This window comes from Halobacteriovorax sp. RT-2-6 (assembly GCF_047085025.1).
Classification (GTDB): Bacteria; Bdellovibrionota; Bacteriovoracia; order Bacteriovoracales; family Bacteriovoracaceae; genus Halobacteriovorax_A.
Genome location: NZ_JBKIYH010000003.1, coordinates 88,007 through 112,738, shown reverse-complemented (window position 1 = coordinate 112,738; position 24,732 = coordinate 88,007). Strand labels below are relative to the sequence as shown.

The 24,732-nt window shown below is 35.4% G+C and carries 24 protein-coding genes; 20 read left to right on the top strand and 4 right to left on the bottom strand.

Translation table 11 applies throughout. From position 1 onward, the window contains the following. Positions 1–48 precede the first annotated feature (48 nt). The 3 genes from recF to dnaA all read right to left on the bottom strand — a co-directional run bounded on the left by recF (position 49) and on the right by dnaA (position 4,664). Positions 49–1,131: a DNA replication/repair protein RecF gene (gene recF, locus ACMAYS_RS14390; protein ID WP_103218600.1), complete on the bottom strand. Its 1,083-nt coding sequence runs from the start codon at positions 1,129–1,131 to the stop codon at positions 49–51. 12 nt (positions 1,132–1,143) lie between these two features. Next, positions 1,144–2,256 carry a DNA polymerase III subunit beta gene (dnaN, locus tag ACMAYS_RS14385; protein ID WP_103218601.1) on the bottom strand — a complete coding sequence of 371 codons (1,113 nt, stop codon included), beginning with the start codon at positions 2,254–2,256 and terminating at the stop codon, positions 1,144–1,146. 779 nt (positions 2,257–3,035) lie between these two features. Beyond that, positions 3,036–4,664 carry a chromosomal replication initiator protein DnaA gene (dnaA, locus tag ACMAYS_RS14380; RefSeq protein WP_392994010.1) on the bottom strand — a complete coding sequence of 543 codons (1,629 nt, stop codon included), beginning with the start codon at positions 4,662–4,664 and terminating at the stop codon, positions 3,036–3,038. Positions 4,665–4,907: 243 nt separating this feature from the next. On the opposite strand from dnaA, the gene rpmH reads away from it, so the two are divergent. The 18 genes from rpmH to ACMAYS_RS14290 all read left to right on the top strand — a co-directional run bounded on the left by rpmH (position 4,908) and on the right by ACMAYS_RS14290 (position 21,622). Then, positions 4,908–5,060 carry a 50S ribosomal protein L34 gene (rpmH, locus tag ACMAYS_RS14375; RefSeq protein ID WP_103218603.1) on the top strand — a complete coding sequence of 51 codons (153 nt, stop codon included), beginning with the start codon at positions 4,908–4,910 and terminating at the stop codon, positions 5,058–5,060. After that, positions 5,060–5,419, top strand: coding sequence for a ribonuclease P protein component (gene rnpA / locus ACMAYS_RS14370; RefSeq protein ID WP_103218604.1), 360 nt, complete (start codon positions 5,060–5,062; stop codon positions 5,417–5,419). Before rpmH ends, rnpA begins: the two co-directional genes overlap by 1 nt. A gap of 81 nt (positions 5,420–5,500) precedes the next feature. Further along, positions 5,501–6,961, top strand: coding sequence for a membrane protein insertase YidC (yidC, locus tag ACMAYS_RS14365; RefSeq protein ID WP_103218605.1), 1,461 nt, complete (start codon positions 5,501–5,503; stop codon positions 6,959–6,961). Between the two features lie 6 nt (positions 6,962–6,967). After that, the gene (locus ACMAYS_RS14360; protein WP_412463499.1) at positions 6,968–8,464 is read left to right on the top strand and encodes a tRNA modification GTPase; all 1,497 of its coding nucleotides are present in this window, start codon (positions 6,968–6,970) and stop codon (positions 8,462–8,464) included. A gap of 134 nt (positions 8,465–8,598) precedes the next feature. After that, a complete protein-coding gene (gene mnmG / locus ACMAYS_RS14355; RefSeq protein ID WP_412463498.1) occupies positions 8,599–10,440 on the top strand; it encodes a tRNA uridine-5-carboxymethylaminomethyl(34) synthesis enzyme MnmG in 1,842 nt (613 codons plus the stop codon). Further along, complete coding sequence (locus tag ACMAYS_RS14350) at positions 10,437–11,102, top strand: 16S rRNA (guanine(527)-N(7))-methyltransferase RsmG (RefSeq protein ID WP_412463497.1); 666 nt, start codon at positions 10,437–10,439, stop codon at positions 11,100–11,102. The genes mnmG and ACMAYS_RS14350 overlap by 4 nt, the downstream gene beginning before the upstream one ends. A 36-nt stretch (positions 11,103–11,138) precedes the next feature. Next, a complete protein-coding gene (locus ACMAYS_RS14345; RefSeq protein WP_103218609.1) occupies positions 11,139–11,990 on the top strand; it encodes a ParA family protein in 852 nt (283 codons plus the stop codon). Between the two features lie 16 nt (positions 11,991–12,006). Continuing rightward, positions 12,007–12,972 (top strand): ParB/RepB/Spo0J family partition protein, encoded by a 966-nt coding sequence (locus tag ACMAYS_RS14340; RefSeq protein WP_103218610.1) that lies wholly within the window; start codon positions 12,007–12,009, stop codon positions 12,970–12,972. A 104-nt stretch (positions 12,973–13,076) separates the two neighbouring features. Beyond that, positions 13,077–13,409: a bactofilin family protein gene (locus ACMAYS_RS14335; protein ID WP_103218611.1), complete on the top strand. Its 333-nt coding sequence runs from the start codon at positions 13,077–13,079 to the stop codon at positions 13,407–13,409. Positions 13,410–13,553: 144 nt separating this feature from the next. Beyond that, positions 13,554–13,997, top strand: coding sequence for a hypothetical protein (locus ACMAYS_RS14330; protein ID WP_103218612.1), 444 nt, complete (start codon positions 13,554–13,556; stop codon positions 13,995–13,997). A 24-nt stretch (positions 13,998–14,021) separates the two neighbouring features. Further along, entirely contained in the window at positions 14,022–14,549 is a 528-nt protein-coding gene (locus ACMAYS_RS14325) for an ATP synthase F0 subunit B (protein WP_103218613.1), read from the top strand. A 16-nt stretch (positions 14,550–14,565) separates the two neighbouring features. Beyond that, positions 14,566–15,105: an ATP synthase F1 subunit delta gene (gene atpH, locus ACMAYS_RS14320; protein WP_103218614.1), complete on the top strand. Its 540-nt coding sequence runs from the start codon at positions 14,566–14,568 to the stop codon at positions 15,103–15,105. 25 nt (positions 15,106–15,130) lie between these two features. Beyond that, positions 15,131–16,639, top strand: a complete 1,509-nt coding sequence (atpA, locus tag ACMAYS_RS14315) for a F0F1 ATP synthase subunit alpha (RefSeq protein ID WP_103218615.1) — start codon at positions 15,131–15,133, stop codon at positions 16,637–16,639. Between the two features lie 17 nt (positions 16,640–16,656). After that, entirely contained in the window at positions 16,657–17,529 is an 873-nt protein-coding gene (atpG, locus tag ACMAYS_RS14310; RefSeq protein WP_412463496.1) for an ATP synthase F1 subunit gamma, read from the top strand. A 10-nt stretch (positions 17,530–17,539) separates the two neighbouring features. Next, positions 17,540–18,958, top strand: coding sequence for a F0F1 ATP synthase subunit beta (gene atpD / locus ACMAYS_RS14305; RefSeq protein ID WP_103218617.1), 1,419 nt, complete (start codon positions 17,540–17,542; stop codon positions 18,956–18,958). A gap of 52 nt (positions 18,959–19,010) precedes the next feature. Next, positions 19,011–19,421, top strand: coding sequence for an ATP synthase F1 subunit epsilon (gene atpC, locus ACMAYS_RS14300; RefSeq protein WP_158246914.1), 411 nt, complete (start codon positions 19,011–19,013; stop codon positions 19,419–19,421). Between the two features lie 99 nt (positions 19,422–19,520). Beyond that, positions 19,521–21,077 carry a hypothetical protein gene (locus tag ACMAYS_RS14295; protein WP_412463495.1) on the top strand — a complete coding sequence of 519 codons (1,557 nt, stop codon included), beginning with the start codon at positions 19,521–19,523 and terminating at the stop codon, positions 21,075–21,077. A gap of 41 nt (positions 21,078–21,118) precedes the next feature. Then, positions 21,119–21,622, top strand: coding sequence for an outer membrane beta-barrel protein (locus ACMAYS_RS14290; RefSeq protein ID WP_103218620.1), 504 nt, complete (start codon positions 21,119–21,121; stop codon positions 21,620–21,622). Positions 21,623–21,685: 63 nt separating this feature from the next. Here ACMAYS_RS14290 and ACMAYS_RS14285 read toward each other — a convergent pair whose 3' ends face one another. Beyond that, on the bottom strand, positions 21,686–22,864 hold the full coding sequence (locus ACMAYS_RS14285) for a patatin-like phospholipase family protein (RefSeq protein ID WP_103218621.1): 1,179 nt from the start codon (positions 22,862–22,864) through the stop codon (positions 21,686–21,688). Between the two features lie 78 nt (positions 22,865–22,942). Here ACMAYS_RS14285 and ACMAYS_RS14280 point away from each other — a divergent pair, with 78 nt between their 5' ends. Further along, positions 22,943–23,257: a hypothetical protein gene (locus tag ACMAYS_RS14280; RefSeq protein ID WP_146037886.1), complete on the top strand. Its 315-nt coding sequence runs from the start codon at positions 22,943–22,945 to the stop codon at positions 23,255–23,257. Beyond that, complete coding sequence (locus ACMAYS_RS14275) at positions 23,229–24,716, top strand: hypothetical protein (protein WP_103218622.1); 1,488 nt, start codon at positions 23,229–23,231, stop codon at positions 24,714–24,716. Before ACMAYS_RS14280 ends, ACMAYS_RS14275 begins: the two co-directional genes overlap by 29 nt. Positions 24,717–24,732 lie beyond the last annotated feature (16 nt).

The window sequence follows — 24,732 nt, the reverse complement described above, 5'->3', positions numbered from 1 at the left end:
AATTTCTTGTGTCAGTGTGTTGTTTTAAAAATATAATTTTTTGGAAGACTAGTTAACGGAACCGTTCGAAATATAGATCTTATTTGCGCCATTAATTTTTTCTAATTCTTCCTTAAATTTTTCATTTGCCGTCGTGATTAAAACTTGGAACTCTCGTTGTTCCAAAAATTTAACCAGCCTACCCCATCTCGCCTTGTCTAATTCCCCTGAGACGTCGTCGATAAGTACAATTGGATAGGTGTTAAAGTTATACCTAAATAGCTCTATATAGGCAAATAAGAGGCTCAAATAAGACATTTTTTGTTGGCCTAAAGAACAAAATTCGTAAGCATTCATTCCATCAAAAAGAAGCACGTAGTCATCTTTGTGAACTTGATAAGTCGTATGACCTACAATTAGGTCCTTTTCTAGCCTTTGTTGCATATAATCAAAGATCATCTCTGGCGAAAATCCATGAAAACGAGAATCAACTTCAATTTTAAGTGAATGATCTTCTGAAAAGATGTCACGATATGTATTTTCACAAAACGGAATTAGTTCAGTTACGAATTGATTTCTCATGGCAACTAGCTCATAAGCATAATCGGCCATTTGGCGATCAATTACATTTAACTGCTCACGAAATTGTGATGGTTTCTTAGATAGAAGAATATTTCTAAACTTAAGCGCGGAATTGTACTGATTTAATACTTTCTTATAATCGCGACTAAGCATTGATAAATGATCATCAAACCACTTTCTTCTAAAACTTGGAATATTTGAAAATGAATAAGAATCAAATGGATTGATAAAAACTAACTTTGCATCAAGCTTCTTTTTCGTATTCTTCCCATTAAGTGCCCAGGTAGATCCTTGAGGATTCATCTTTCCACTAAAAGTTACGTTATCGCCATCATCGAGAAATAGAGATGAAAATAATATCTCAGGGTTATCCCCATCAATACTTAATAGCTGTGGAAAAGTTGTATTTTTACGAAAAGATTTTCTCGTCACTAGAACGTGTAGAGCTTCTAATATATTTGTTTTTCCATTTCCGTTTTCACCTAGGATACAATTAATATTTCCATTGAAAGAAATTATATCTGGTTCTAGATTTCGAAAATTTGTTACCTGAAGTTTTACAAGTTTCAAAGCGTCTCAGTACTAGATTCTAAGTGGCATGATAATTCCAAGATAATTTTGGATATCATTTGATCTAACGATTACCGCTGAAAATTCATTGTTAAATTCGAAAGTTACATTTTCAGTATTTAAAATTGCAATTGAATCTAATAAGAAACGAGCGTTAAAACCAATTTCAATTTCCTTACCTTCGTAATCAACTGGAATCGTCTCTTTAGCATCACCAAGTGAAGGATGGTTTGCAGAGATCGTCATATGGTTTTCAGTTAGCTTAAGCTTTACTGCATTTGATTTCTCATTAGACATAATTTTAATACGTCTAATAGCGTTTTGAATTACTTCTTTATCAGCTGTTAGAGAGTAAGTAGTCTTAGCTGGAATTACAGCTTGATACTTAGGATACTCTCTAGCAATTAAACGAATACCTAATTGGTATTGCTCATTAGCTGTTACATATAAATATGAGTCATCAACAGAAATAAACAGATTTGCACCTGGATATGTTTCAGCGATTTTTCTAAGTTCAGCTACACCCTTCTTAGGAATAATAATTCCATTAATTAGAGCTTCATTATTTTGTTCAGCAATATCATTTTCGATTAGAGATAAACGATGTCCATCAGTTGAAACAGCTCTTAGCTTTCCTTCTACTTCTTGGAAATAGATTCCGTTAAAGTGAAGTCTTGTTTCATCATTTGAGATTGCATATGAAGTTTTAGTAATTAGATTTAAAAGATCATCTGAATTTAGTGTGAAAGTATTTTCGCTTCCAAAGTGAAGCTTTGGAAATTCATCTGCTTCGTAAATTAAAAGTGAATAATGAATTTCTTCACAATTTATTTTTAGTAGATTTTCACCATCTTCTAACTCGATGTTGATATCTGTGTTAGGAAGTTCTTTTAATATATCAAATAGATTCTTAGCGTTTATACAAAATGAAGCTGTTCCTTCAGTTGATGCATTAATTGAATACTTTGCTGATACCTCAAGATCTGTTGCTGAAAGATATATTTTATCATTGCTAACAGTTAGTAACGTATATGTTAATATTGGTCTTGAATTCTTCTTATCAATTACAGTTAAAATTTTATTTAATGCATCTCTTAAGTTATCTGTATCAACCCTAAGCTTCATCTTTATTCCTATCAGAAAATTATTTGTATTGTTGTATAATGGAAAACACTAGTTAGCAAGGCTGTCTAGAGCATTTAAGTGTTCTTCTTATTATATATATTTATATATATATTATATATAATCCTGTGGATAAGTTCATAAGTGGCAACTCCCCTTTTAACAGCGTCTTTTCTCAATTTGGCCATTGTTAGCAATCGTTGACTACTTTTTTTTGTGCCTTGCATTTATTCGTATATTACTTAAAACGTAACAAATATGTGGTGTTATTAGTTTTTTGCTCACGGCCTATTGTGGATAATTTTTTGGCCAAGAAAATTTCTTTAAATTTCGTTAAATTGGCCAGTCATTTACTCACAATTTACAAACATGTTGATAACTTTTTTATCCACGGCCTTAATTTGTGTCGATAATATTATTAACGGCCGTGAATAAGTTTAGAAATAATGTATAAGTTACTATTATTACAGTATTTATTAATCCACAATTAATTTTCTTGGCCGTGGATTGGCCGTCGTTGGCCGTGAATAACTAACATTTCGTAGGACCAAAACTGACTAGTCAAATACTGGTGTGAATTTGTCGGCCTAATGACTAGTCAGATTATTAACATTCCACAAATTTTTAGTGAATAGTCTAGGGGATTGGCCACTCAATAATCCACGGCCGACTGGCCAAATGGCCGGCCAATATTGAGGATGTGAAAATATATAAGAAAGGCCGTGAATAACACGGCCTATGTATTGGTTAGTCAGTTGACTAGTCAGTAATTTAGTAGGGGATTATAACGAATTTTCAATCGTCATAATTGTCTTAGAAAGCATTGGATCTTGAGACAATTGTTTTGAAATCTTTTGTTCAGCGTGAACAACAGAGCTGTGATCACGTCCACCAAAGAACTGTCCAATTTCTTCATGTGTTAAGCTTGCAAGTTTGCGACATAAGTACATGGCAACAAAGCGTGCATTAGCGATATCTTTTACACGTGATTTAGACTTAAGATCAGCAACTGGAATTTTAAAGTATTGTGAAGTCTGCTTAGCAATTCCTTCAATTGTAATTTTCTTTTCGTCTTCGTAATCTCTAAGTCCTAGAACCTCTTTAACCATTTCTAATTCGATATCAACCTTCATGATATCAGAGTAGGCTGAAAGCTTAATTAGAGCACCCTCAAGCTCTCTAATCGAGTTTTTAACATTACATGCAATCAGGTTCACAATGTCTTCAGAAAGGAATAGGTCGAGATCATCAGCCTTAGCATTAATGATTGCAACACGAGTTTCAATATCTGGTTTTTGAATATCAACGACAAGACCCCATTGAAGGCGAGTCTTAATTCTTTCTTCAAGTCCATTGATCTCTTGTGGAGTTTTATCAGAAGTGAAGATTAGCTGTTTTCCTTTTTGATATAGCTCATTAAAGATATGGAAGAATTCTCTTTGCGTTCCTTCTTTACCTTTAAGTTCATGAACATCATCAATCATTAGAACATCAACTTTATCAGAATATTTTTGACGAAACTCTGGAAGCTGTTTATTGCGAATCGATTCAATCATTTCCTTCATGAAATCACGTGCTGTAATTAAGCAGATAACATAGTGAGGGTATTGATTGTGAATACCGTTGGCCATCGCATGTAAGAGGTGAGTCTTACCAAGTCCTGAATTAGAATGAATATAAAGCGACGGATATTTACCAGCTTTACCAGGACTTTTAGCAATCGCTACTGAAGCAGCGTAGGCCATATTATTTGATGGTCCAATAACATAATTTTTAAACGTTTTAGACTTATCAATGACGATATTATTGTAGTCATCACTTACGTGATCAATATACTTAGACTCAACTTGTGAAAGTAGGTCTTCTTGTACAGGCTCTAGATCGAGCGAAAATGAGATTTCATTTGCAGACCTAGGTTTCGCATGACTTGGTTCTATAGGACCATTATTTAAGTGTTGAGATAGGCTAGGTTGAGATAAGTTATTGTTATTATTAGCAATAATCTCGATTTGATACGATTTACCTAACGTATTTACAATACTTTGGCTGATTTGGTTTAAATTCTTCTCGATAAATGACTTAATAAAGTTAGTCGTTGTCGAAAATATCGCTCTTTCACCGTCAATATTCTTAAGACGAAAAAAGTCTCCTTGGAAAAAAGAAGCATATTTTTGTGGATTTACTAATGATTTTAATGAGTTATGAATCTCATTATTCATCATATCTAATTCATCTGCGCTGAAGAAATCATCAGATAGGCTAGATGTATTATAAGACTGGTTTAGGCTTTGTTTAATATTAAATGGATCTTCAATGATATTCTTATTGGCAAGATCTTCTATATTGTTGATTTTATTTGTTGTTGGGTTAGAATTCTTCAAAAATTCATTAAAAGGAAAATTTCCCTGCATGATCCATTCCCTTGAGTGGTTTACTCGTCAATTTTTCTTTAATTACGTGTTGTGGGGAGAATTTGTATCATGGCCCAAAATCCTAGGCCAATAAAAAAATGGGTTTTTTACGCATGGCCAAATAAATCAAATATTTTGGCCTGCACTATGTACAGGGCCATTGACCAGTGATGCGAAATGGTATAATACTAGCCCTTACAATATTAATTTTTAGTTAAACAGTTATAGTTAGGTAGGTTGAAGATGTCTAAAAGAACTTGGCAGCCAAAAAGAAAGAAAAGAATGAGAGTACACGGTTTCCTTAAAAGAATGGAAACAGCTGGTGGTCGCAACGTTATCAAAGCTCGTAGAGCTAAGGGACGTAAGCAACTTACAGTTTCTCACGGTAAGAAATAATGACATCAGTTGATAGCACTTTTGATAAAAGTTCAAGACTGCTATCAACTGAAGATTTTTCTTATTTAAGAAAAAATTCTCAAGTAATCACTGATCGTTGGCTTCGTATTTATTACAAGCCATCACGTCTTAACTCTGAAGTTTCAAGAGTAGGTTTTTCTGTAACTAAAAAAGTCGGTAAAGCTAATAAGCGTAATCTTTGTAAGAGAATTATTAGAGAATTCTTTCGTACAAGTTCGTACCGTAACAACGGTAAGGATTTTATGATTGTGGTTTCTAATCGACTTTTTAAAAGTTCACAAAATCCAAAAGAAGATCTTCGAAATTCCCTTGTGAACGCCTTTGCAAAAATTCAATAAAAGATTAACAACTCCTTTATAGCGTGTTAAAAATCTCCATACTTAAAGACTTAAGAAAATACACTTTAGGAGTATTAAAGAATGAATAATGATCAAAAACGCACTGTTTTAGCGTTTGTTCTTACTGGTGTTATTGTTTTCACATGGCAAGCACTTTTCAGTTCAAACCAACCTGTACAACAACCAGTAAAACAAGAACAAGTACAAACACAAAACGCATCTTCTAATTCATCTGAAACGAAGCCAATTGCAACACACTCGAATAAAGCAACAAACCTGACGTCTGTTACTCTTAAAGCAGGATCATTTTTCTATACAGTTAATAGTGATCTTTCTTTTAGTGAAGCAGCTGGTAATAAAACTTCAATGACTTTAAAAGAGCTTTCAGACAAGGATAACTTTTTTAATTTCAAGTTAATTGATACTAATAATAATCTACAAAACTTTAACTTTGTATTCGATGAACAAACAGTTGAAAACGAAGTAGTAGGTAATGATCTTAATAAGCAAATTTCGATTCGTTTAAAATTAGAAAATGATGGCCGTTTAACTTATGAATTAAATGGAGCTCAGGATTTTAGACTTTCATACAATATGGCAGCTACTGAAAAGCAATCTGATAACAGAACTTATCGTCAGTATGTTGTTCAAGGTATGGATACTGATCGTTATAACTTAGAATCAGATGAGAAAGGTGAGGGGAACTTAAAATGGGTTGCTCTTGATTTCAATCATCACGTTTTCTTCAACGTTTTTAATGATAAGCAAACAATCAATTATATGGCCACTGAAGGCGGAGAGATCTTCTTTCAAGCTGTTAATGGAAAGAAAAACTATAATGGTTATATTCTTTATGCTCTTAAAAATTATGATTACCTATTAGGATTTGATAATCAATTAGATCTATCAATCGACTTTGGTATCTTTGGAATTTTTGCAGTTCCAATTCTAAAAGCAATGCAAGTTCTCTACACATATGTAGGTAACTACGGTGTTGCAATTATTCTTTTAACAATTGTAATTCGTCTTGCAACTTATCCATTACAAGCTAAGTCTTTTAGATCAATGAAGAAGATGCAAGTTCTTCAACCAGAGATTGCAAAGCTAAAAGAAAAGTATGCTGACGATCCAATGAAGCAACAAAAAGAAACAATGGAATTATTTAAAAGATCAGGTGCTTCACCTTTAGGTGGATGTCTTCCAATGGTTCTTCAAATTCCAATCTTTATTGCTTTTTACCAAGCTATTTCAAACTCTGTTGAGTTAGTTGGTTCTCCATTTTACTTTTGGTTAACTGACCTTAGTGCAAAAGATCCATACTATATTCTTCCAGCAATTATGGGGATTACAATGCTAGTGCAAACTAAGCTAAATCCTTCAACATCTGCTGATCCTAATCAACAGAAGATTATGTATATTATGCCGATCGTTTTCATTTTTATTATGAAAGATCTTCCAGCAGGTTTAAATCTGTATTTTACAGTTTCAAACATCCTGGGAATTGCACAACAACTTTACGTTTATAAAACAGCAGAAGCTTAATAAACCATGATATACGAAACGGATGACCTTCCTATTGTCGCTTGCTCGACTGGCCTAAATGAGAATACGGCCATAGGGGTTATCCGTTTATCTGGTTTTTCCGACATTGGTTCTATAGGACCATTTTTCAAAAAAGATTTATCAAATCTCGAAATTCGCAAGGCCACTTTTACAAAGTTATACGACCAGGATGGAAACTTCCTCGATGAGGTCGTTATTACTTATTTTAAGGGCCCTCATAGTTATAATGGTGAAAATATACTAGAGATTGCAGCACACGGTAATACGCTCAATTTAAAGCGTATTATGAATGCATTCATTAACTCTGGTCAGTTTCGTTTAGCAAAGAATGGTGAATTCACTTATCGAGCACTAAAGAATAAGAAGCTTTCCCTTGCACAGGTCGAAGGACTTGATGCACTTTTAAATGCTTCTTCTTCTCTAATGCTTGATGAAGGACTTAAACTATTAAATGGTAGCCTTTATCAAAAATACACTGATCTCTACGACAAGTTTTTAAAACTAAAAGCTGCTGTTGAAATCAATATTGATTTTGCAGAAGACGTAGGGGAGGAGCAATCTCAGAAATTACTTGATGATGCTTTTGCAGATATCAGTGGCCATATAACTTCACTTCATAAAAGTGCAAGTGTTAATGCTAAGAGCTTAATGTCTCCAGATATTGTTCTTTGTGGTGAACCTAATGCAGGTAAGAGTTCTCTCTTTAATTTATTCTTAAATGAATCACGCTCAATAGTTTCAGACATAGCAGGAACAACTCGCGATTATATCTCAGAATATATTAGTCTAGGTAATGAAACCTTCAAACTCGTTGATACAGCAGGTCTACGTAATACGACAGATGTAATTGAAGAAGAAGGGATCAAAAGAAGTCGCAATTTAATAGAAGGTGCATTCTATAAAATTCTTCTGATCAATATTAATGAAGTTGAAAAATACCAATACCACGATATTAAAGAGACACTTTTTGATGCTTTAATCTTTACTCATTTTGATGAATTTAATGGTGAGATTAACTTAAAAGATTTACAAGAGAATCTTCCAAAAGCTATTAAATACTATAGTGCAGACACTTCAAAAGGTGAGGGAAGTCTTGTTGAAATAAGTGGTCCTATCGGACCAGATTCAGAAAGTGGTTCTATAGAACCACAAGAATCAAAACTTGGTCCTATGGGGGCAAGTCTTGAAAATGGTCCTATAGAACCAGTTCATATAACTGACTTAATTACTCAGGATATTTTATCTAAGTATATGAAATTACGTAACAGTGACCCCATTTCTATTGAAAGACATCGTGTCGTAATCAATGATATTTATGGGAAATTTACTGATTTTTCTAATAATATCAAGCATTTAGATGATATAGCTATCATTTCATCCGAAGTTTCTATCCTAGAAAAGAAAACTGCAGAACTAATCGGAATCATTAGCCCTGACGATACACTTACACATATCTTTACCAACTTCTGCATAGGTAAATAATATATAAACCATTGATTTTTCTGAAAAATTAGCTTAAATGTTCCACGTAGAACATTATTATTACAATTGCGCACAATTGTTCCACATGGAACATTAATCGCAGAAAGTTCCACGTGGAACAAAATGAGAAACATATGTTTGATGTAACAATTATTGGTGGGGGACATGCTGGACTAGAAGCTGCTTGGGCCGCCGCTCAGTTTGACCTAAAAGTAGCAATAGTTACTATGCCTGGTGTAAGTATAGCATCAGCTCCATGTAATCCAGCAGTTGGTGGAGTGGGTAAGGGTCAGGTTGTAAGAGAGATAGATGCCTTAGGTGGTATCATGGGGAAGCTTGCTGACAGAAGCGCTATTCAATATCGAACTCTTAATGAATCTAAAGGTTATGCTGTACAGTCAACTCGTGTACAGATTGATAAAGAAGTATATGCTAGAAATGCAGAGGCGGAAGTAGCTGCTAACGATAATATTACTGTTATTCGTGAAATGGTGGAGAGAGTAAGTAAAGATCAGGACTCTTTTCTCATTAAGACAACTGAAGGCGAGTATCTCTCAAAGAAGATTGTAGTTACTACTGGTACTTTTTTAGCAGGTAAGATGCACACTGGAGAAGAACAATCTGACGGTGGTCGTGTAGATTGTCTTAAAGCTGATTCTCTTGAGAATATCTTTGTAGGTGTAACAGCACTTAAAACTAGATTTAAAACAGGAACTCCTGCTCGTTTAAAGAGAGATACCATCGATTTTTCTAAAATGGTGGAGCAGGAAAGTGATCCTACAGCAGTAAACTTTCATTTTAATCACGGATTAACTGAACGATTTGTGGATCAGGTTTCATGTCACCTTACTAAGACCAATGAAAAGACTCTTGGAATTATTCGCGACAATAAAGAGAGAAGCCCTATATTTAACGGACAGATTAAGGGTGTTGGGCCTAGATATTGTCCATCTATTGAAGATAAAGCTTATCGCTATGAAGATAAGGACGTGCACCACGTATTTGTTGAACCAGAATCACTGGAGCTGGATACATTTTATCCAAATGGTATATCTACATCACTTCCACGTGAGATACAGCTAGACTTTATCCGCACTATTGAAGGATTAGAAAAGGCAGAGATTGCAGTATATGGTTACGCTGTTGAATACGATGTTGTCGATACAACATGCTTGGATAGAACATTACAATCGAAGGAAATGCCTGGATTATATTTTGCTGGTCAGGTAAACGGTACTTCAGGTTATGAAGAAGCTGCAGGACAAGGTTTAATAGCTGGTATAAATGCAGCTCGATCTGCTATTGGCGCAGATAAGTTTATATTGGATCGCGATGATTCATATATTGGTGTAATGGTAGAAGATCTTGTCTCGAATAAGAGAGATGAGCCTTATCGATTATTTACTGCACGTAACGAAAACCGTCTTTATGTACGTGAGGATAATACTATTCTACGTATGAAGAAATATCGCCAAGAATTAGGTTTGTATGCAGATATTGATCGCTATCAAGACAGCTATGAGCAGGGCTTTAATATTATCTGGCATATCGCTAAGAATTATACATATAAAGCTAATCCAAAGAATAAGGAATACTTTGATTCGAAGGGCTATGGACCACTAAGTTCAAATATTACCTTGGCCGAATTGTCTAAGAGAGCACACTTGAATCCAGTGGATGTCTTAGAGGCAGAGTTAGCTGAGAATAATCTTCATTTTGATTTAAATGTTATTCGTACAGTAGCTATCTCACTAAAGTACGAAGGTTATATTGATCGTGCTCTAGTTGAAAATGCTAAAATCAACAGACTTAGTAAGAAGCCTGTGGATTGGCAAAAGCTAGTAGCTAGTGAGAATATCTCATTTGAGTGCAGACAACGTATTACAGAAATAAAGCCTGAAAGTTTTGGGCAGTTACAAAGAATAGTAGGAATTAGGCCAGCTACCTTAGCATATGTAGCAGGAAATATATTATGATGAAAGATACAGTATTTTGTGAACGCTACCTTGAGCAAATCAATGGCCCGTTTGCTGGAATTAACCTTACAAGAATTAATACAGCAGAAGAGTTCTTCGATAAGCAATATGTAGACAGTGTTAAACCTATTGAAGACATTCCTTCTTTAAAGAAGATCTATGATCAAACTAAGATACATGTAGACATTGGTTTCGGTGGAGGATTTCCTTTGTTACCATTAGCAAGCTTGAATCCTGATAAGAAATATATTGGTTTTGAAGCAAGAGGTAAGAAGTCCAAAGTAGTTAATCAAATTGCAGAAGCAATTGGTCTTGATAATGTGAAGACATACCATCAAAGATTTGAGCATGTATATTTTGATCGTGACTGTACGATAACATTCAAAGCTGTTTCAACAATACAAAACCTTCTTCCTCTTATTGTTACAGATAAGACTGTAAATGTGATCTTTTATAAGGGTCCAAACTTCTACGAATTAGAAGACCTGGACTGGCTTGGTAACAAGTGGGAGATAGTAGAAGAAACATTGATCGATATTCCTAATACTGAGGGGCGTATGATGATTGCTCTTCGTAATAAGAATGTTCTACGTGGAACAGAAATCACTAGTTTTAGAAAAAATAAAAATAAACAACTTGTCACTTTGTCTTCATTTCTTTAAAAATATAGTAACAACTATATCTTTTGGGAGACATAAATGGCTAAAATTATTGCACTCATGAATCAGAAGGGTGGTGTTGGTAAAACAACAACTACAATTAACCTTGCTGCCTGCCTTGCAGTAGCCGAGAAAAAAACTCTGGTAATTGACTTAGACCCTCAGGGTAATGGTAGTGTGAGTTTAGGACTTGATTCAGCGCAGCATAATGGAAGCAATATCTATCATGCAATGATTGGTAAAACAGATATTCGTGAATGTATTTACGAAACAGAATTACCTAATCTACATATCTGTCCTTCTGATAACAATTTATCGGGAGCAGAGATTGAACTAGTAAGTGAATTTGCAAGAGAGTCGAAATTAAAGACTGCATTCATGCCTGTTATGGACGCTTACGATTATATTCTAATTGATTGTCCACCTTCTCTTGGTCTTTTAACTGTGAACGCATTAAATGCTGCTCATAGCTTTATCGTACCGATGCAAACTGAATACCTTGCAATGGAAGGTCTGGCCCAACTAGTAAACACTGTAAAATTAATTAAAGCGAATTTAAATCCTACATTAGAAATGGACGGAATCGTCCTTACTATGTTTGATGGAAGAGCGTCTCTTCACAAGCAAGTTGCAGAAGAGATTAGAAGGCACTTTGGCGAAAAAGTATTTCAATCGGTAATACCTAGAAATGTAAAACTCGCCGAGTGTCCATCTTTTGGTAAACCAATTATCCTTTACGATATTGAATCAAAAGGTTCTGAAGCTTACTTATCACTAGCTAAGGAACTTATAATTAAAGATCGTGCACAATCAGTAGAAATTCAAAATGAGCTACCACAAGTTCCATCGGTTAATGAAATCGATAATACTTTAGCTGGTAACATTCAATAGGTAAGGGGAAGAGAGAATGGCTAAGAAAATGGCATTAGGAAAAGGAATGGGATCTTTACTTGGAGGAACACAAAATTCTTCTCAAGTATCAAAAGCTCAAGCAGCTTTTTCTGATCTACAAAAAGTTGCAGCAGATAATCCGGCAGCAGCTAAACCAGCACTTAATACAACTCCTGCTGTACAAGTAGAAACGAATCCTTCAATGCTTGATATTACTGTAATTCATGCAAACCCAAACCAACCAAGAAAAATCTTTAAAGAAGAAGAGCTTCACGAGCTTTCAAACTCAATTAAAGAAAATGGTGTTATTCAACCACTAATCGTTGTTAAGGCCGATAATGGATATGAACTTGTTGCAGGTGAAAGAAGACTTCGTGCTTCTAAACTAGCAGGTCTTACTCAAGTTCCTGTCGTAATAAAGAGAGCAACTGATCGTGAAAAAATGGTTATGTCGATCATTGAAAACGTACAAAGATCAGATCTTAACTGTGTAGAAGAAGCTCTTGCTTACTTTGCACTAATGGAAGACTTCAACTTAACTCAAGAAGAAGTTGCAAAAAAAGTTGGTAAGGAAAGATCTACAATTGCTAACTTCCTTCGTATTCTTAAGCTTCCACGTGATGTAGTAGAATTAATCCAAAAGGATCAGCTTTCATTTGGTCATGCAAAAATTCTTGCTAGTATCAAAGAGAGAGAAGATTGTATTCGTATTGCAAATAAAGCAGCTCTTGATAATCTATCTGTTCGTGAAACTGAAAAATTAATTAAAGCAGCTAAGAGACCAACAAAAGTTGGCAAAGAAGATGATAACTTCGACTTTTTTAATGGAAAAATGTCTCAATATAGAGAAAAGTTAGAACAAAAAACTGGTTATCATTTCGGGATTAAAACAAATAAAAACGGTGGTGGAGAAGTTGTACTGAAATTCTCTAATGAAGCCGAATTTAATGATATTTTTGAATACTTACTTTTAAATAGATAATGTTTTTATTGGTCCTATGGGACCAGTCTTTATGGCCGGTCCTATAGAACCATTTTTCAAATCAAATATGGTCCTATAGAACCAGCCACGGAAAGGGTAGATTTATGACACAAGGAACAATGGCAGCGATTATCGAAGATGGTTGTAAGCTCGAAGGAAATATTACACTGAACGGTGTAGGGCGTATTGCGGGAATTGTGAACGGAACTATTTTTTCAAATGACACGGTAATTATTTCCGAGGCCGCTGTAATTAATGCAGACATTATTGCTGACGTAATTATGATTAGTGGAATCGTTAAGGGCGACATCAAAGCGACTTCTCGCGTCGAAATTATCAAGCCTGCTCGCTTCGAGGGGACTATCACTACACCTTCGCTTATTGTGGAAGACGGCGTTATTTTCCATGGTACAACGAAGATGCATGACGAGAAATAATTAAATAAATTTGATTATTTACAACTTAATTAAATGTTAACAAACATTCAGAAAAAAGCTGTTTAGCTTGACGATAGGCCAGATAAAGTTTAATTATTAGTGAACTTTTAACCAATCTTATTACACAATTTGGGGTAGTCACTAATGGATACTATCAATACAGTATTAAACTCTCTAGGTATCAACTCTACATTTTTCATTCAATTGGCCATCGTTACAGTTCTTTATTTTGTAACAAGAAACTTAATCTGGTCTAAACTTCAAGAAGTTCTTGAAAACCGTGAAGCAAAAACTACTAAAATGGAATCAGGTGCTGATGAAAAAACTCGTCTTGCAACTGAATTAGAGAAAGAATACAAGTCTAAAATTGAAGGCGCACAATCTGAAGCTTTTAATTTAATTCAAAATAGAAAAGAAGAAGTTACTAAGCGTGAAGCTGTTAAAGTTAAAGAACTTGCTAATAAGCTTGAAGCTGAAGCTAATTCTGAAAAGGCAAAATACTCTCAAGAGTTAGAAGAGAAGAAAGTTGCAATCATGAAAGATGCTGATGAACTTTCATCACTTCTAGTTGATAAAATTGTACAGTAGTCATTAAAATTATAAGGATAATAAATGAAATTATTATTAGCTCTAGTTTTTAGTAATATCGTATTTGCAGCTGGTGGTGAATACCACGGTGGTCACTTATCTGACCTACTTGTTCCTGCAATTAACTTCACAATTGTATTTGGTTTTATGGCATGGAAGATTATTCCATTCATGAAAAATTCATTTGTAGAAAAAGCAGATTCTATTAAGGATCTTGTTGAGTATGCAGCTGAAAAAGATGCAAAAGCAGAAAAAGTATTATCAGCTTCAAAAGCTAAGCTAGATAATATCGAAGGTGAGAAAGAACAAATCATCACTAATGCAAAAAAAGATGGTGAAAAGTTCGAAGAAACTTATGTTCAAGAAATCAAAGCATCAATGGAAAAAATGGAAGTAGATTCTGCACACAAGTTAGAATCTGAAAAGAAGATGATGCTTAAACAACTTAATGAATCGCTATTAGATGAAGTTATTTCTAAAACGAAAACTAAAATTCATTCTGATAGTTCATTATCAAATAAAGCAACAAGCAATTTAATTTCAAGACTATAGTTCTAGGGTTAGTAAGATGAAAGAAAAGAATGTAGCCAAAGCGTATGCAAAAGCGATTTTCAGCCTAGGTAAAGAGTCTAATATTAATACAGCACAAGAGCTTACTGCTCTTACAGAAGTAATCAATGCAAGTAATGATCTAGAAAACGTAATGTTTTTAGATGTATTTACTGTTGAGGAAAAAGCTTCTGTTATAAGTGACGTATTAACAAAGTTAGGGCTTTCTCAAGTTGTAAAATCATTTATTAATTTCCTACTTCAAGAAAAGAGAATTGGAATTCTTCCACTCATCTTTAAAGAAGTAATCGTTATGGATGATCATGAAAGAGGTTTCATGAGAGGAACAATTGAAGGTAATGCAGATTCAATTGATACAGAGTCACTTAATAAGATTAAATCTTTTATTAAGTCACAACTTGGATCAGAGCCTGAGTTAACTTATACAAAAAACGAAAAAATTACAGCAGGTGTTCGTGTGACAGTTGAAGACTATCAAATCGATGCATCTGTAGATAAACAACTTAATACTTTAAAAGAATCAATTATAAATGGCTAATGGCCAATTATTGTAGAGGTAAATGATGTCAATGAATCCAGAAGAAATTACGAGCATTATCAAAGACAGAATTGCTAACTTCGAAACTAAACTTCAAGTAGACGAAGTAGGTACAGTTCTTACTGTTGGTGATGGTGTTGCTAGAGTTTTCGGTCTTAAAAACGTAATGGCCGGAGAGCTTGTAGAATTTGCTACAGGTACAAAAGGTATGGTTCTAAACCTAGAAACTAACAACGTTGGTGTTGCTATTCTTGGTGATGATCCAAAAATCACAGAAGGTTCAACAGTTAAAAGAACTCAAAAGATCGTTGAAGTACCAGTAGGTGACGCTCTTTTAGGTCGTGTTGTTGATGCTATTGGTAATCCAATCGACGGACAAGGTGAAATCGTTTCTGAACACTCAAGACGTGTTGAAATTAAAGCTCCAGGTATTCTAGGTAGAAAATCTGTACATGAGCCACTTCAAACAGGTATTAAAGCTATCGACGCTATGATCCCAATCGGACGTGGTCAACGTGAGCTTATCATTGGTGACAGAAAGACAGGTAAAACTGCTGTTGCAATCGATACAATCATCAACCAAAAAGGTAAAGATGTTGTATGTATCTACGTAGCTATTGGTCAAAAGAACTCAACAGTACGTCAAGTACAACAAAAACTAAAAGAAGCTGGTGCTCTTGATTATACAATCATCGTATCTGCTACTGCTTCTAACTCTGCACCTCTTCAGTACCTAGCACCATATACTGGTTGTACAATGGGTGAGTACTACAGAGATAGCGGTAAACACGCACTAATCGTTTATGATGATTTAACAAAGCAAGCACAAGCATATCGTCAGCTTTCACTACTTCTTAGACGTCCACCAGGACGTGAAGCATTCCCAGGGGACGTTTTCTACTGTCACTCAAGACTACTTGAGCGTGCGGCGAAACTATCTGATGACCTAGGAGCTGGTTCACTAACTGCACTTCCAGTTATTGAAACTCAAGAAGGTGACGTTTCTGCATATATTCCAACAAACGTAATCTCGATTACAGATGGTCAGATCTTCCTAGAAGGTGACCTTTTCAACTCAGGTATCCGTCCAGCTGTTAACGTTGGTATTTCGGTATCACGTGTTGGTGGTTCTGCTCAGATTAAAGCAATGAAAAAAGTTGCTGGTACATTAAGACTTGATCTTGCTCAGTACCGTGAACTTCAAGCTTTCGCGGCTTTCGGTTCAGATCTAGACGAAGCTACTCAAAAACAACTTTCAAAAGGTGAGAGACTTGTTGAGCTACTTAAGCAAGCACAATATTCTCCATTTGATGTTATCGATCAAACTGTATCTGTATACGCTGGTACAAAAGGTATGTTCGATTCAGTACCTGTTGATAGAGTAAGAGATGCTGAAAAAGATCTTCTAGATCACCTAAATACTTCTCACTCAGATCTTATGAGTTCACTAAGATCAGAGAAACAAATCTCTGGTGAGAATGATGGTAAATTAGCAACTGCAATTAAAGAATTTATTGCAAGTAAGAACTACTAATTAATTGAGGAGCCATAATGGCAAATATTAAGGATCTTAAAAAGAAAATCAAAAGTACTAAGGGTACTTTAAAGATTACGGAAGCTATGAAACTTGTTTCAGCTGCAAAGCTAAACAAGGCTCAGAATGCTATTCTGAATGCGCGTCCTTATGCAAATGAATTAGAAGATTCAATTAAAACAATTTCTGCTTTAGTAGAAGGTTACAATCACTCTTTCTTAAATAATAACGAATCTAAGAAAGAAGTACTTCTTGTAATCTCTTCAAATAAAGGTCTTTGTGGTGGTTATAACTCTGGTCTTGCAAAAGCTGTTAAGGCTTATATTGCAAACCATGAAGATACAAACAACCTTGAAGTGCACTTTATTGGTACTAAGGTAAAAGAACTTGTTGTGAAACTTGTTAACGCTGGTGAATCATACGGTTTTGAAAGAACTGAACCACAATTTCATGAAGTTCAAGCGATTGCTAATAAGCTTTCAGAACTTTTTGCAACTGGTGAAGTAGGAAAGGTAAGTGTTGCTTACAACATTTTCCATTCTGCAATTCAAATCGAGCCAACAGTTAAACAAGTACTTCCAATGACTCTTGATTCATCTGAAAGAGATGAGCTAAAGGAAAAGTATCCGTTTGATTTCAGATACAACCCTGGTGCGGAAAGTATTTTAGATGGCCTAATCCCAGAGGCGTACACGAGTGCAATGTGGACTGCAGTATTAGATGCTACAGCAGCAGAGCACGGATCACGTATGTCAGCAATGGATAGTGCCGTTGGAAACTGTAAAGATGCAATTAGAACACTAACTATTAAAATGAATAAATTGAGACAAGCGGCGATTACAACTGAACTTATTGAAGTTGTATCTGGTGCTGAGTCCCTCAATGGTTAAGGAGCGTAGAATGTCACAAGCAAAAGGTGTTATTCGTCAAGTTATGGGTCCTGTTGTAGACGTTGAATTTGCTGATGGAAATTTACCGGAAATCTATAACGCCCTTTTAGTTACAAACTCAACAATCAACGACAAAGAAAATAACCTTGTTCTTGAAGTTGCAACTCACCTAGGTGATAACGTTGTTAGAACGATCGCTATGGACCAAACTGAAGGTCTATCAAGAGGTTTAGTTGTATCTGACACTGGTGCTCCAATTCAAGCACCTGTAGGTCGTGAATGTCTTGGTCGTATCATCAACGTAGTTGGTGAAGCGATTGATGAAGCTGGTGAATTAGGTAATAAAAAATCTTACTCAATCCACAGAGAAGCTCCATCATTTGAAAATCAATCAACAAAACTTGAGCCATTCTTTACTGGTATTAAAGTTATTGACCTTCTTGCTCCATACTTAAAAGGTGGAAAGATTGGTCTATTCGGTGGTGCTGGTGTTGGTAAAACAGTTCTTATTATGGAACTTATCAACAACATTGCTACTCAACACGGTGGTTTCTCTGTATTCGCTGGTGTTGGTGAAAGAACTCGTGAAGGAAACGACCTTTACGAAGAAATGAAAGAGTCTGGGGTTATCGATAAAACTGCACTGGTATACGGTCAGATGAACGAGCCACCAGGTGCACGTGCTCGTGTTGCTCTTACTGGTCTTTCTCTAGCGGAATACTTCCGTGATGAAGAAAAACAAGACGTACTATTCTTCGTTGATAATATCTTCCGTTTTACTCAAGCTGGTTCAGAGGTATCTGCACTACTTGGACGTATTCCATCTGCCGTAGGTTACCAACCAACTCTTGGTACTGAGATGGGTGCTATGCAGGAGCGTATTACTTCAACTAAAGATGGTTCGATTACTTCTATCCAAGCTGTATACGTACCTGCCGATGACTATACTGACCCGGCTCCAGCAACTACATTCGCTCACTTAGATGCGACTACTGAACTTTCACGTTCAATTGCTGAAAAAGGTATCTACCCAGCGGTAGACCCACTAACATCATCTTCAACAATTCTATCTCCAGCTATCCTTGGTGACGATCACTATGATACTGCTCGTTCAGTTCAACAGATCCTTCAAAGATATAAAGAGCTTCAAGATATCATCGCGATTCTTGGTATGGACGAACTTTCTGAAGAAGATAAAATTCTAGTTGGTCGTGCAAGAAAGATTGAGAAATTCCTTTCTCAACCATTCTTCGTTGCTGAGCAGTTTACAGGTATCCCAGGTCAATTCGTTGATATCAACGATACGATCAAAGCATTCAAAGCTATCCTAGCTGGTGAGTGTGATGAAGTTCCTGAGCAAGCTTTCTACCTTGTTGGTAACCTAAACATGGTATATGAAAAGTGGGAACAACTTAAGAAGGATGCTTAATAAGTAGCAAGTTCCATGGGGTAACCCATGGAACTACGCAAAGGATTAAATGATGAGTAACTTTGTTGTAAATATTCTAACGCCTAGCTCAGTTGTTGCGAAGAACGTACCAGCAGACTCTGTTTTCGTTCCTACTCTAAAGGGTGAAATCGAAGTTCTTGCAGGTCACACTCACATTGTTGAGAAGCTAGCTACTGGTAGCGTTGCTGTACATGGTGATGATTCGGAAAGATTTTTCACTGTTACTAACGGTATCGTAAAGGTTTTAAACGACCAAATTACTATCCTATCAATGACTTCTGAAGAAGATTGTCAAATTGATGAGGAAAGAGCTACAAATGCACTAATTTACGCTCGTGAGAAGCTGAAAGGTACTTTAACTGATGAAGATCTAGTTAAATTCCGTCGTAAGCTTGATAGAGCGCAACTTAGGTTACAACTAGTTAAGCAAATTTCGAAATAATAGATTAGGCCCTGGAAACAGGGCCTTTCTTTTTCTACTTCACTCGGCAAAATCTGCCACCTAAGTTCTAAATAACCTAATGATGCGAAAATAGAGCTAATGATTATTAGGTTTATTTGTATCTTTATTTCTTTATTAGTAGCTAATGCTTATGCATTAACAGGCGGAGATATAGTTACTCTTAAGCCAAAGAAATTTGACCTTAGAGAAACATTTGAACTTCACAAAAAATTTGTTCCTCCTATTGCTTATCAGGGTGAGGTGGAAACAGATGAGATTGTATTAGCAAGCTCAGGAGTACAAAAAGGCGCTAAGGTAAGTGGCAATATTAAAGAGAGTGATGATCTCGTCTTTTTTTCCTATGGTGCTCAAGACGCTAAGAAAGATGCAACTGCAAAAACTCCACAGTTTAAAGCACCAATAGTTAAAGGTGTATCTAAACAGGTTTTAGGGCCAAAGAATTATAAGCCTGTAATTGATTTCTCAAGCTTTATTCAGTCAGCTGCTCGTAAAAAGAAAGCGGTTTCTAATTTTAAAGTTAAGTTGCGTGAGTTTGGCGAGAAGGGTATTTCGAAAAATAATCTTACAGATTTTGATTTAGTACCTACATATAATTTAAATGAATTATTTACTGATTCTGGAACTGGAGAAGTTCTAATTCCGATATCTAGTGACGATAGTTTTTCTACATTTAGGGGCTCTATTGCTGCCAGAGATATAATTAGAACAAATTTTGAACTTAGTGCTCGAAGCGAAACCACCTTCGATATCCCTGTAATCAATTCTGATTATCTACGTAAGATCTTAGAGAGAAACAAAGTAAAAGAGCATAGTGGTGCACATATTCTAGTTGATTTAGGTGATAAAATAGATACTTCCACCTTTATGGGATCCTTTAAGAAAAAAGTATATCTCGATCGAAATTTCAAAGAAGTTGATCCTGGGGATTCATTTGTTTATGAACTCTATCTTGATGTTGAATTGGGTAATCACTTAATTAAGTATATGGATTTCAAAGGCAAAGTTGCGCAAAAAATTATTCATCTTGTTCAAGATGAAATTACTTACGAAGCGCCATATTTATTAGATGCAAAGGCCATTAATTTTTCTATTTATGAAGAAAATTTGGCGGCCAAGACCTTACAATCAATGAACTTGAACGATAGCGATATTCGCTATTTTAATCGTGAGATTACTGCTTCTAAGGTAGGACTAAATCGCTATAAAATTCTTACCCCATTGCGGGACGCTAGTTTTAAACACTATATTGAAGTTGGCAAAGAAACTTCGGTCTTTGTTGGCTTTAATGACATTAAGAAGGTGGTGATACCTTCTATTGAATATATCGATTATTTGAAGGAGCTATTTCAAAACCGGGCGGATAATGGAGCTTGTGTTATTCAAGTTAATTTGAATAAGCCACTCGTTAGTTTTGAAGCTTATATTTCTTCGATAAGTCCATCAGGATCATATGATTTTTATTATATGGATAAAGATGGAACAGTTAGTGCTGAAATTACAGGCTTAACGGAGAAGGTTTTTATTATTTCTCATGATTATGGAATTTTGAATACGAAAATAGATTCTGGGGAAGGAAGTATTCAATACACGCAAAGTTTCTGTACTGAAGGTTTATATATTATTGAAAATATCTAGTTTGAGAGAATATTACTAGATTTATCTTATGAGGAGATTGTATGAAAAAGATTTTAGTTGCAATGATGATTATGATTGCTGGTTTCCAAGCGCAAGCTGGAATTTATGTTGAGCCGTACCTAGCGTATAATATTCTAGGTGATACTGATGGTGAAGATACAACTGGTACAAATATTGGTGGCCGCCTAGGTTATTCACTTCCTATGCTGGTAAGTTTTGGACTTGATTACAATATGGGTTCATATACTATTGATGGTGCAACAGGTGATGTTGATGCTGATACTACTAATCTAGGTGTTTTCGTTGCTGTTGATCTTCCAATTCTTTTAAGAGGATATGCAAGTTATTACTTCTCTTCTGATATTGAAGCATCAGGAGCAAGCTTTGATGGTTCGGGAATTGCTGTTGGTGTTGGTTTTACAATGCTTCCATTTGTTTCACTTAACTTAGAGTACCGTGCTATGAGTTACGATGGTGCTGGTGGTTTCCCAGACTTTGATGGAAAAGAAATCTTAGTTGGTGTTTCACTACCACTTGATCTTTAATTAATAAAAGATTTTAAATATGAAGGCCCACATTAGTGGGCCTTTTTTTATTTCATTGAATTTTTAAGATTCGTATTCTTTATTATTAAATATTTCCATCGTTCGCTTGTAGCCAGCTTCAAGCATCTTAGTCATCTTCTTTGGATTTAAGCTGAAGATATCAGCGAAGAAGAGGTTGTAGTCATCATGCTTAGGAAAGATATCGATGAGTTTTACATCAGGATTAAAGTTTAGTTTTCGCTCAATAATTGATGTTATATGACGACGTTGTTCATTACTAAATTTTTCATTGAGCATATACTGATTTACAGTATCAATAATATCCTGTGCGGCTATACGTCTTGCTCTTGAATCAACAATTTTCTTTTGAATCATTAAGTAAATAGCCTGCGTACAAATGGCAGGAAGGCCATAGTTAGCAAGGGAGCCAATTTCATCTTGATAGTGATAAGGCGTATGGGTCCAGCTTGAAATGATATATTCACAACTATTATCAACGGCAACGTGAGTTGAAAGTGTTTCACGAATTTCACCATCAATATAGAAATCTGTCGTATCTGTAACAGTGTTATGAATTGGATAAGGCGTATAGAATGGCGGTACACTCATTGAAGCAGTTGCAGCCTCAGCAATTGGTATATCAGTATAGTAGTGTGCCGTCGGATCATGGCTAGGATTAGGGTAATTATAGCGAGAAAATATTGTCTTTCGCGAATTATCTAATTGTGTTGCAATGATAAAAAGATCCGCATCATAGTCATCGAAATTGTTCGATTTTATTACGTTTTCAATTATGTAGTCGTGCAGTCCTGTTGTGGAAAATAGTCCTGAGACTGTCATGATTGGTTTCAAAAGACTTTTGATAACAAGTGGAAAACCATCCAGTGGATCGTAGAGATTCGGATGGTGAGGCTTTAGACTAGGTCTCTTTAAAGAGAGCATGTCCTTATATGTAATTGGTTTCAAACCTGTTTTGTTTTTTTGAATAAAAGCTTCAATAACTTCAAGTGGTGAGTGACCCGAGGCTAAGAAGAGACTAATTAGAGCACCTGCACTTGAGCCAACATATGTTGATATTTCGTAATCTGGATTTACATCCGAATGATTGTGCTTAAATGTGAAACCAAGATCGTGAAGGGCCCAGCTTACTCCAAGGTGCCATGCGGCAGCCTTTACGACACCGCCAGAGAGAACTAAGGCAGTCTTTTTATTCCTGAAGTTTTCTATATCAACTCTGTTCATAAAAAAATTATACTCGAAATACGAATTTATGTATTGATAATTTTTGGCAAAGCACGTCAAGTTGGTTAAAATTAAGAAATGATTTGGATGGACATAAATGACTATTCATTGTTGAAGGGAATCTCAATATCAACAATTCGTCGCTACATAAAAAGAGATAAATTAATTTGGAAATTTGATCAGGGTAAATATCTGATTCAAATGAACGAGTGGGAATATAACGATTCACTAAGTGCATCGAACGCCATCGTATACCTAAAGCGTTTACAAGAAGAACATGAACTTCTTAAAAAAGAATTAATTAAAACCAAGCAAGAAAATAATGAATATAAAATGCTCGTAGATCTCTACGAAGGTCGTCTCAATGAAAACAATCAAATTACTTATAACTAGTTTACTTCTCATTTTAGCAGTTGATACTTTAGCTGCTCCAAGTGCTCGTCGTTGTATGATCCTACCTGTTAGAGATTCTGTCGGTGGCGCTCTTGGTTATGAAGTCTTTGCTAAAATAGAAGGTTATTTGAAATCTTCTCGTTGGTGTTACTACCAGTACAACTCTGAAATTATAAATATCTTATCAAATTATAAAAAAAATCTTGATGCAGCTTTAGAGAACCCAAAGGTTTTAAAACTTGTTTCTGAAAAAACAAATGCAGGTTCATTAATCAAGGTTAAAATAGAAAGTCTTCCAAAAGGTGTTGCAGTAAATATGCAAATCTTTGGGGCCAATGGAAAAGATATCTACTTCAATGAAAAGATTGAGCTTAATAGTGATGATCCAGGACTAATTGCACAAACTGCAAATAATTGGCTTGATCAATATGAAAAACAAATCCCATATGATGCCCGAGTCTTAGGTGTTTTAGGTCAGCAATTTTCAATTGATCTCGGTAAAGATGCAGGAATTTTTACTGATTATGAAGTAAAAGTTGTTCGTCCAATGCGCCGTCGCAAGCACCCTCTTTTACAAGAGGTTGTTGATTGGGAAACGAAAACAATAGCAACTGGAAGAATTATTCACGTAGGTGAATCTTTATCACAAGTAAAAGTTTTACGTTATGAAGATAAAAGCTTAATTCAAGCTGAAGATTGGGTATTAATTTCTAAGAATACAAAAGATTCTGAAAAAAGAGACTTAAAGTATGATCCAGTCGAAGGAAATGATCGTACTTCTTCTTTTGGAAGATTAGGGGAATTTGGTCTTGCTCTAAAAATTGGGACAGGCTCAAATAATAACTCATCAATTTCAAATGGTACAAAATCAATTAATGGTGTGGACTTTGCAATTGCCTTTGACGGTGAACTTTGGGTAACGAGAAATTACTGGGTGGGCTTAGAGTTAGAAAAAGGTTTTGGAAAGTATTCTAAGGATGCTGGAAATCTTGTTTCAGATTCTAATTCAATGGATTCTTCTCGTTTTAGACTTCTATTTGGATATAAATACCTACCGATGGGCTTTTTCTATGGGCCACAAGTCGATGTCTTTTTTGGTTATGGATCATATACTCATGGTTTTGATAATCAAGTTGCAGATGGTTTCACAGAAATAAATTTTAGTGGCCTATTAGTTGGTGCAAGAGCAAGTATGCCTCTTATTCGCGGTGTACGTGTATATTTTCAATTCGACTTCATGCTTGATCCTGGATACGAAGAAGATGTTTCGATCTTTGGTAGTGCAAAAGATACGAGTAACTTTCACGTAGCTGCAGGTGTCGAGTATAAGTACGGACCAAATATTAATCTCTATGGTGGAATTGACTACCTAAGTGATAAAGCTGAATTTGCAAGCGATGGTACGAAAGTAACTGTTAAAAACACGGCCTTAAAGGGCGGAGTGAAGTTTGCGTTCTAAAAAGACTTTCTAAAAT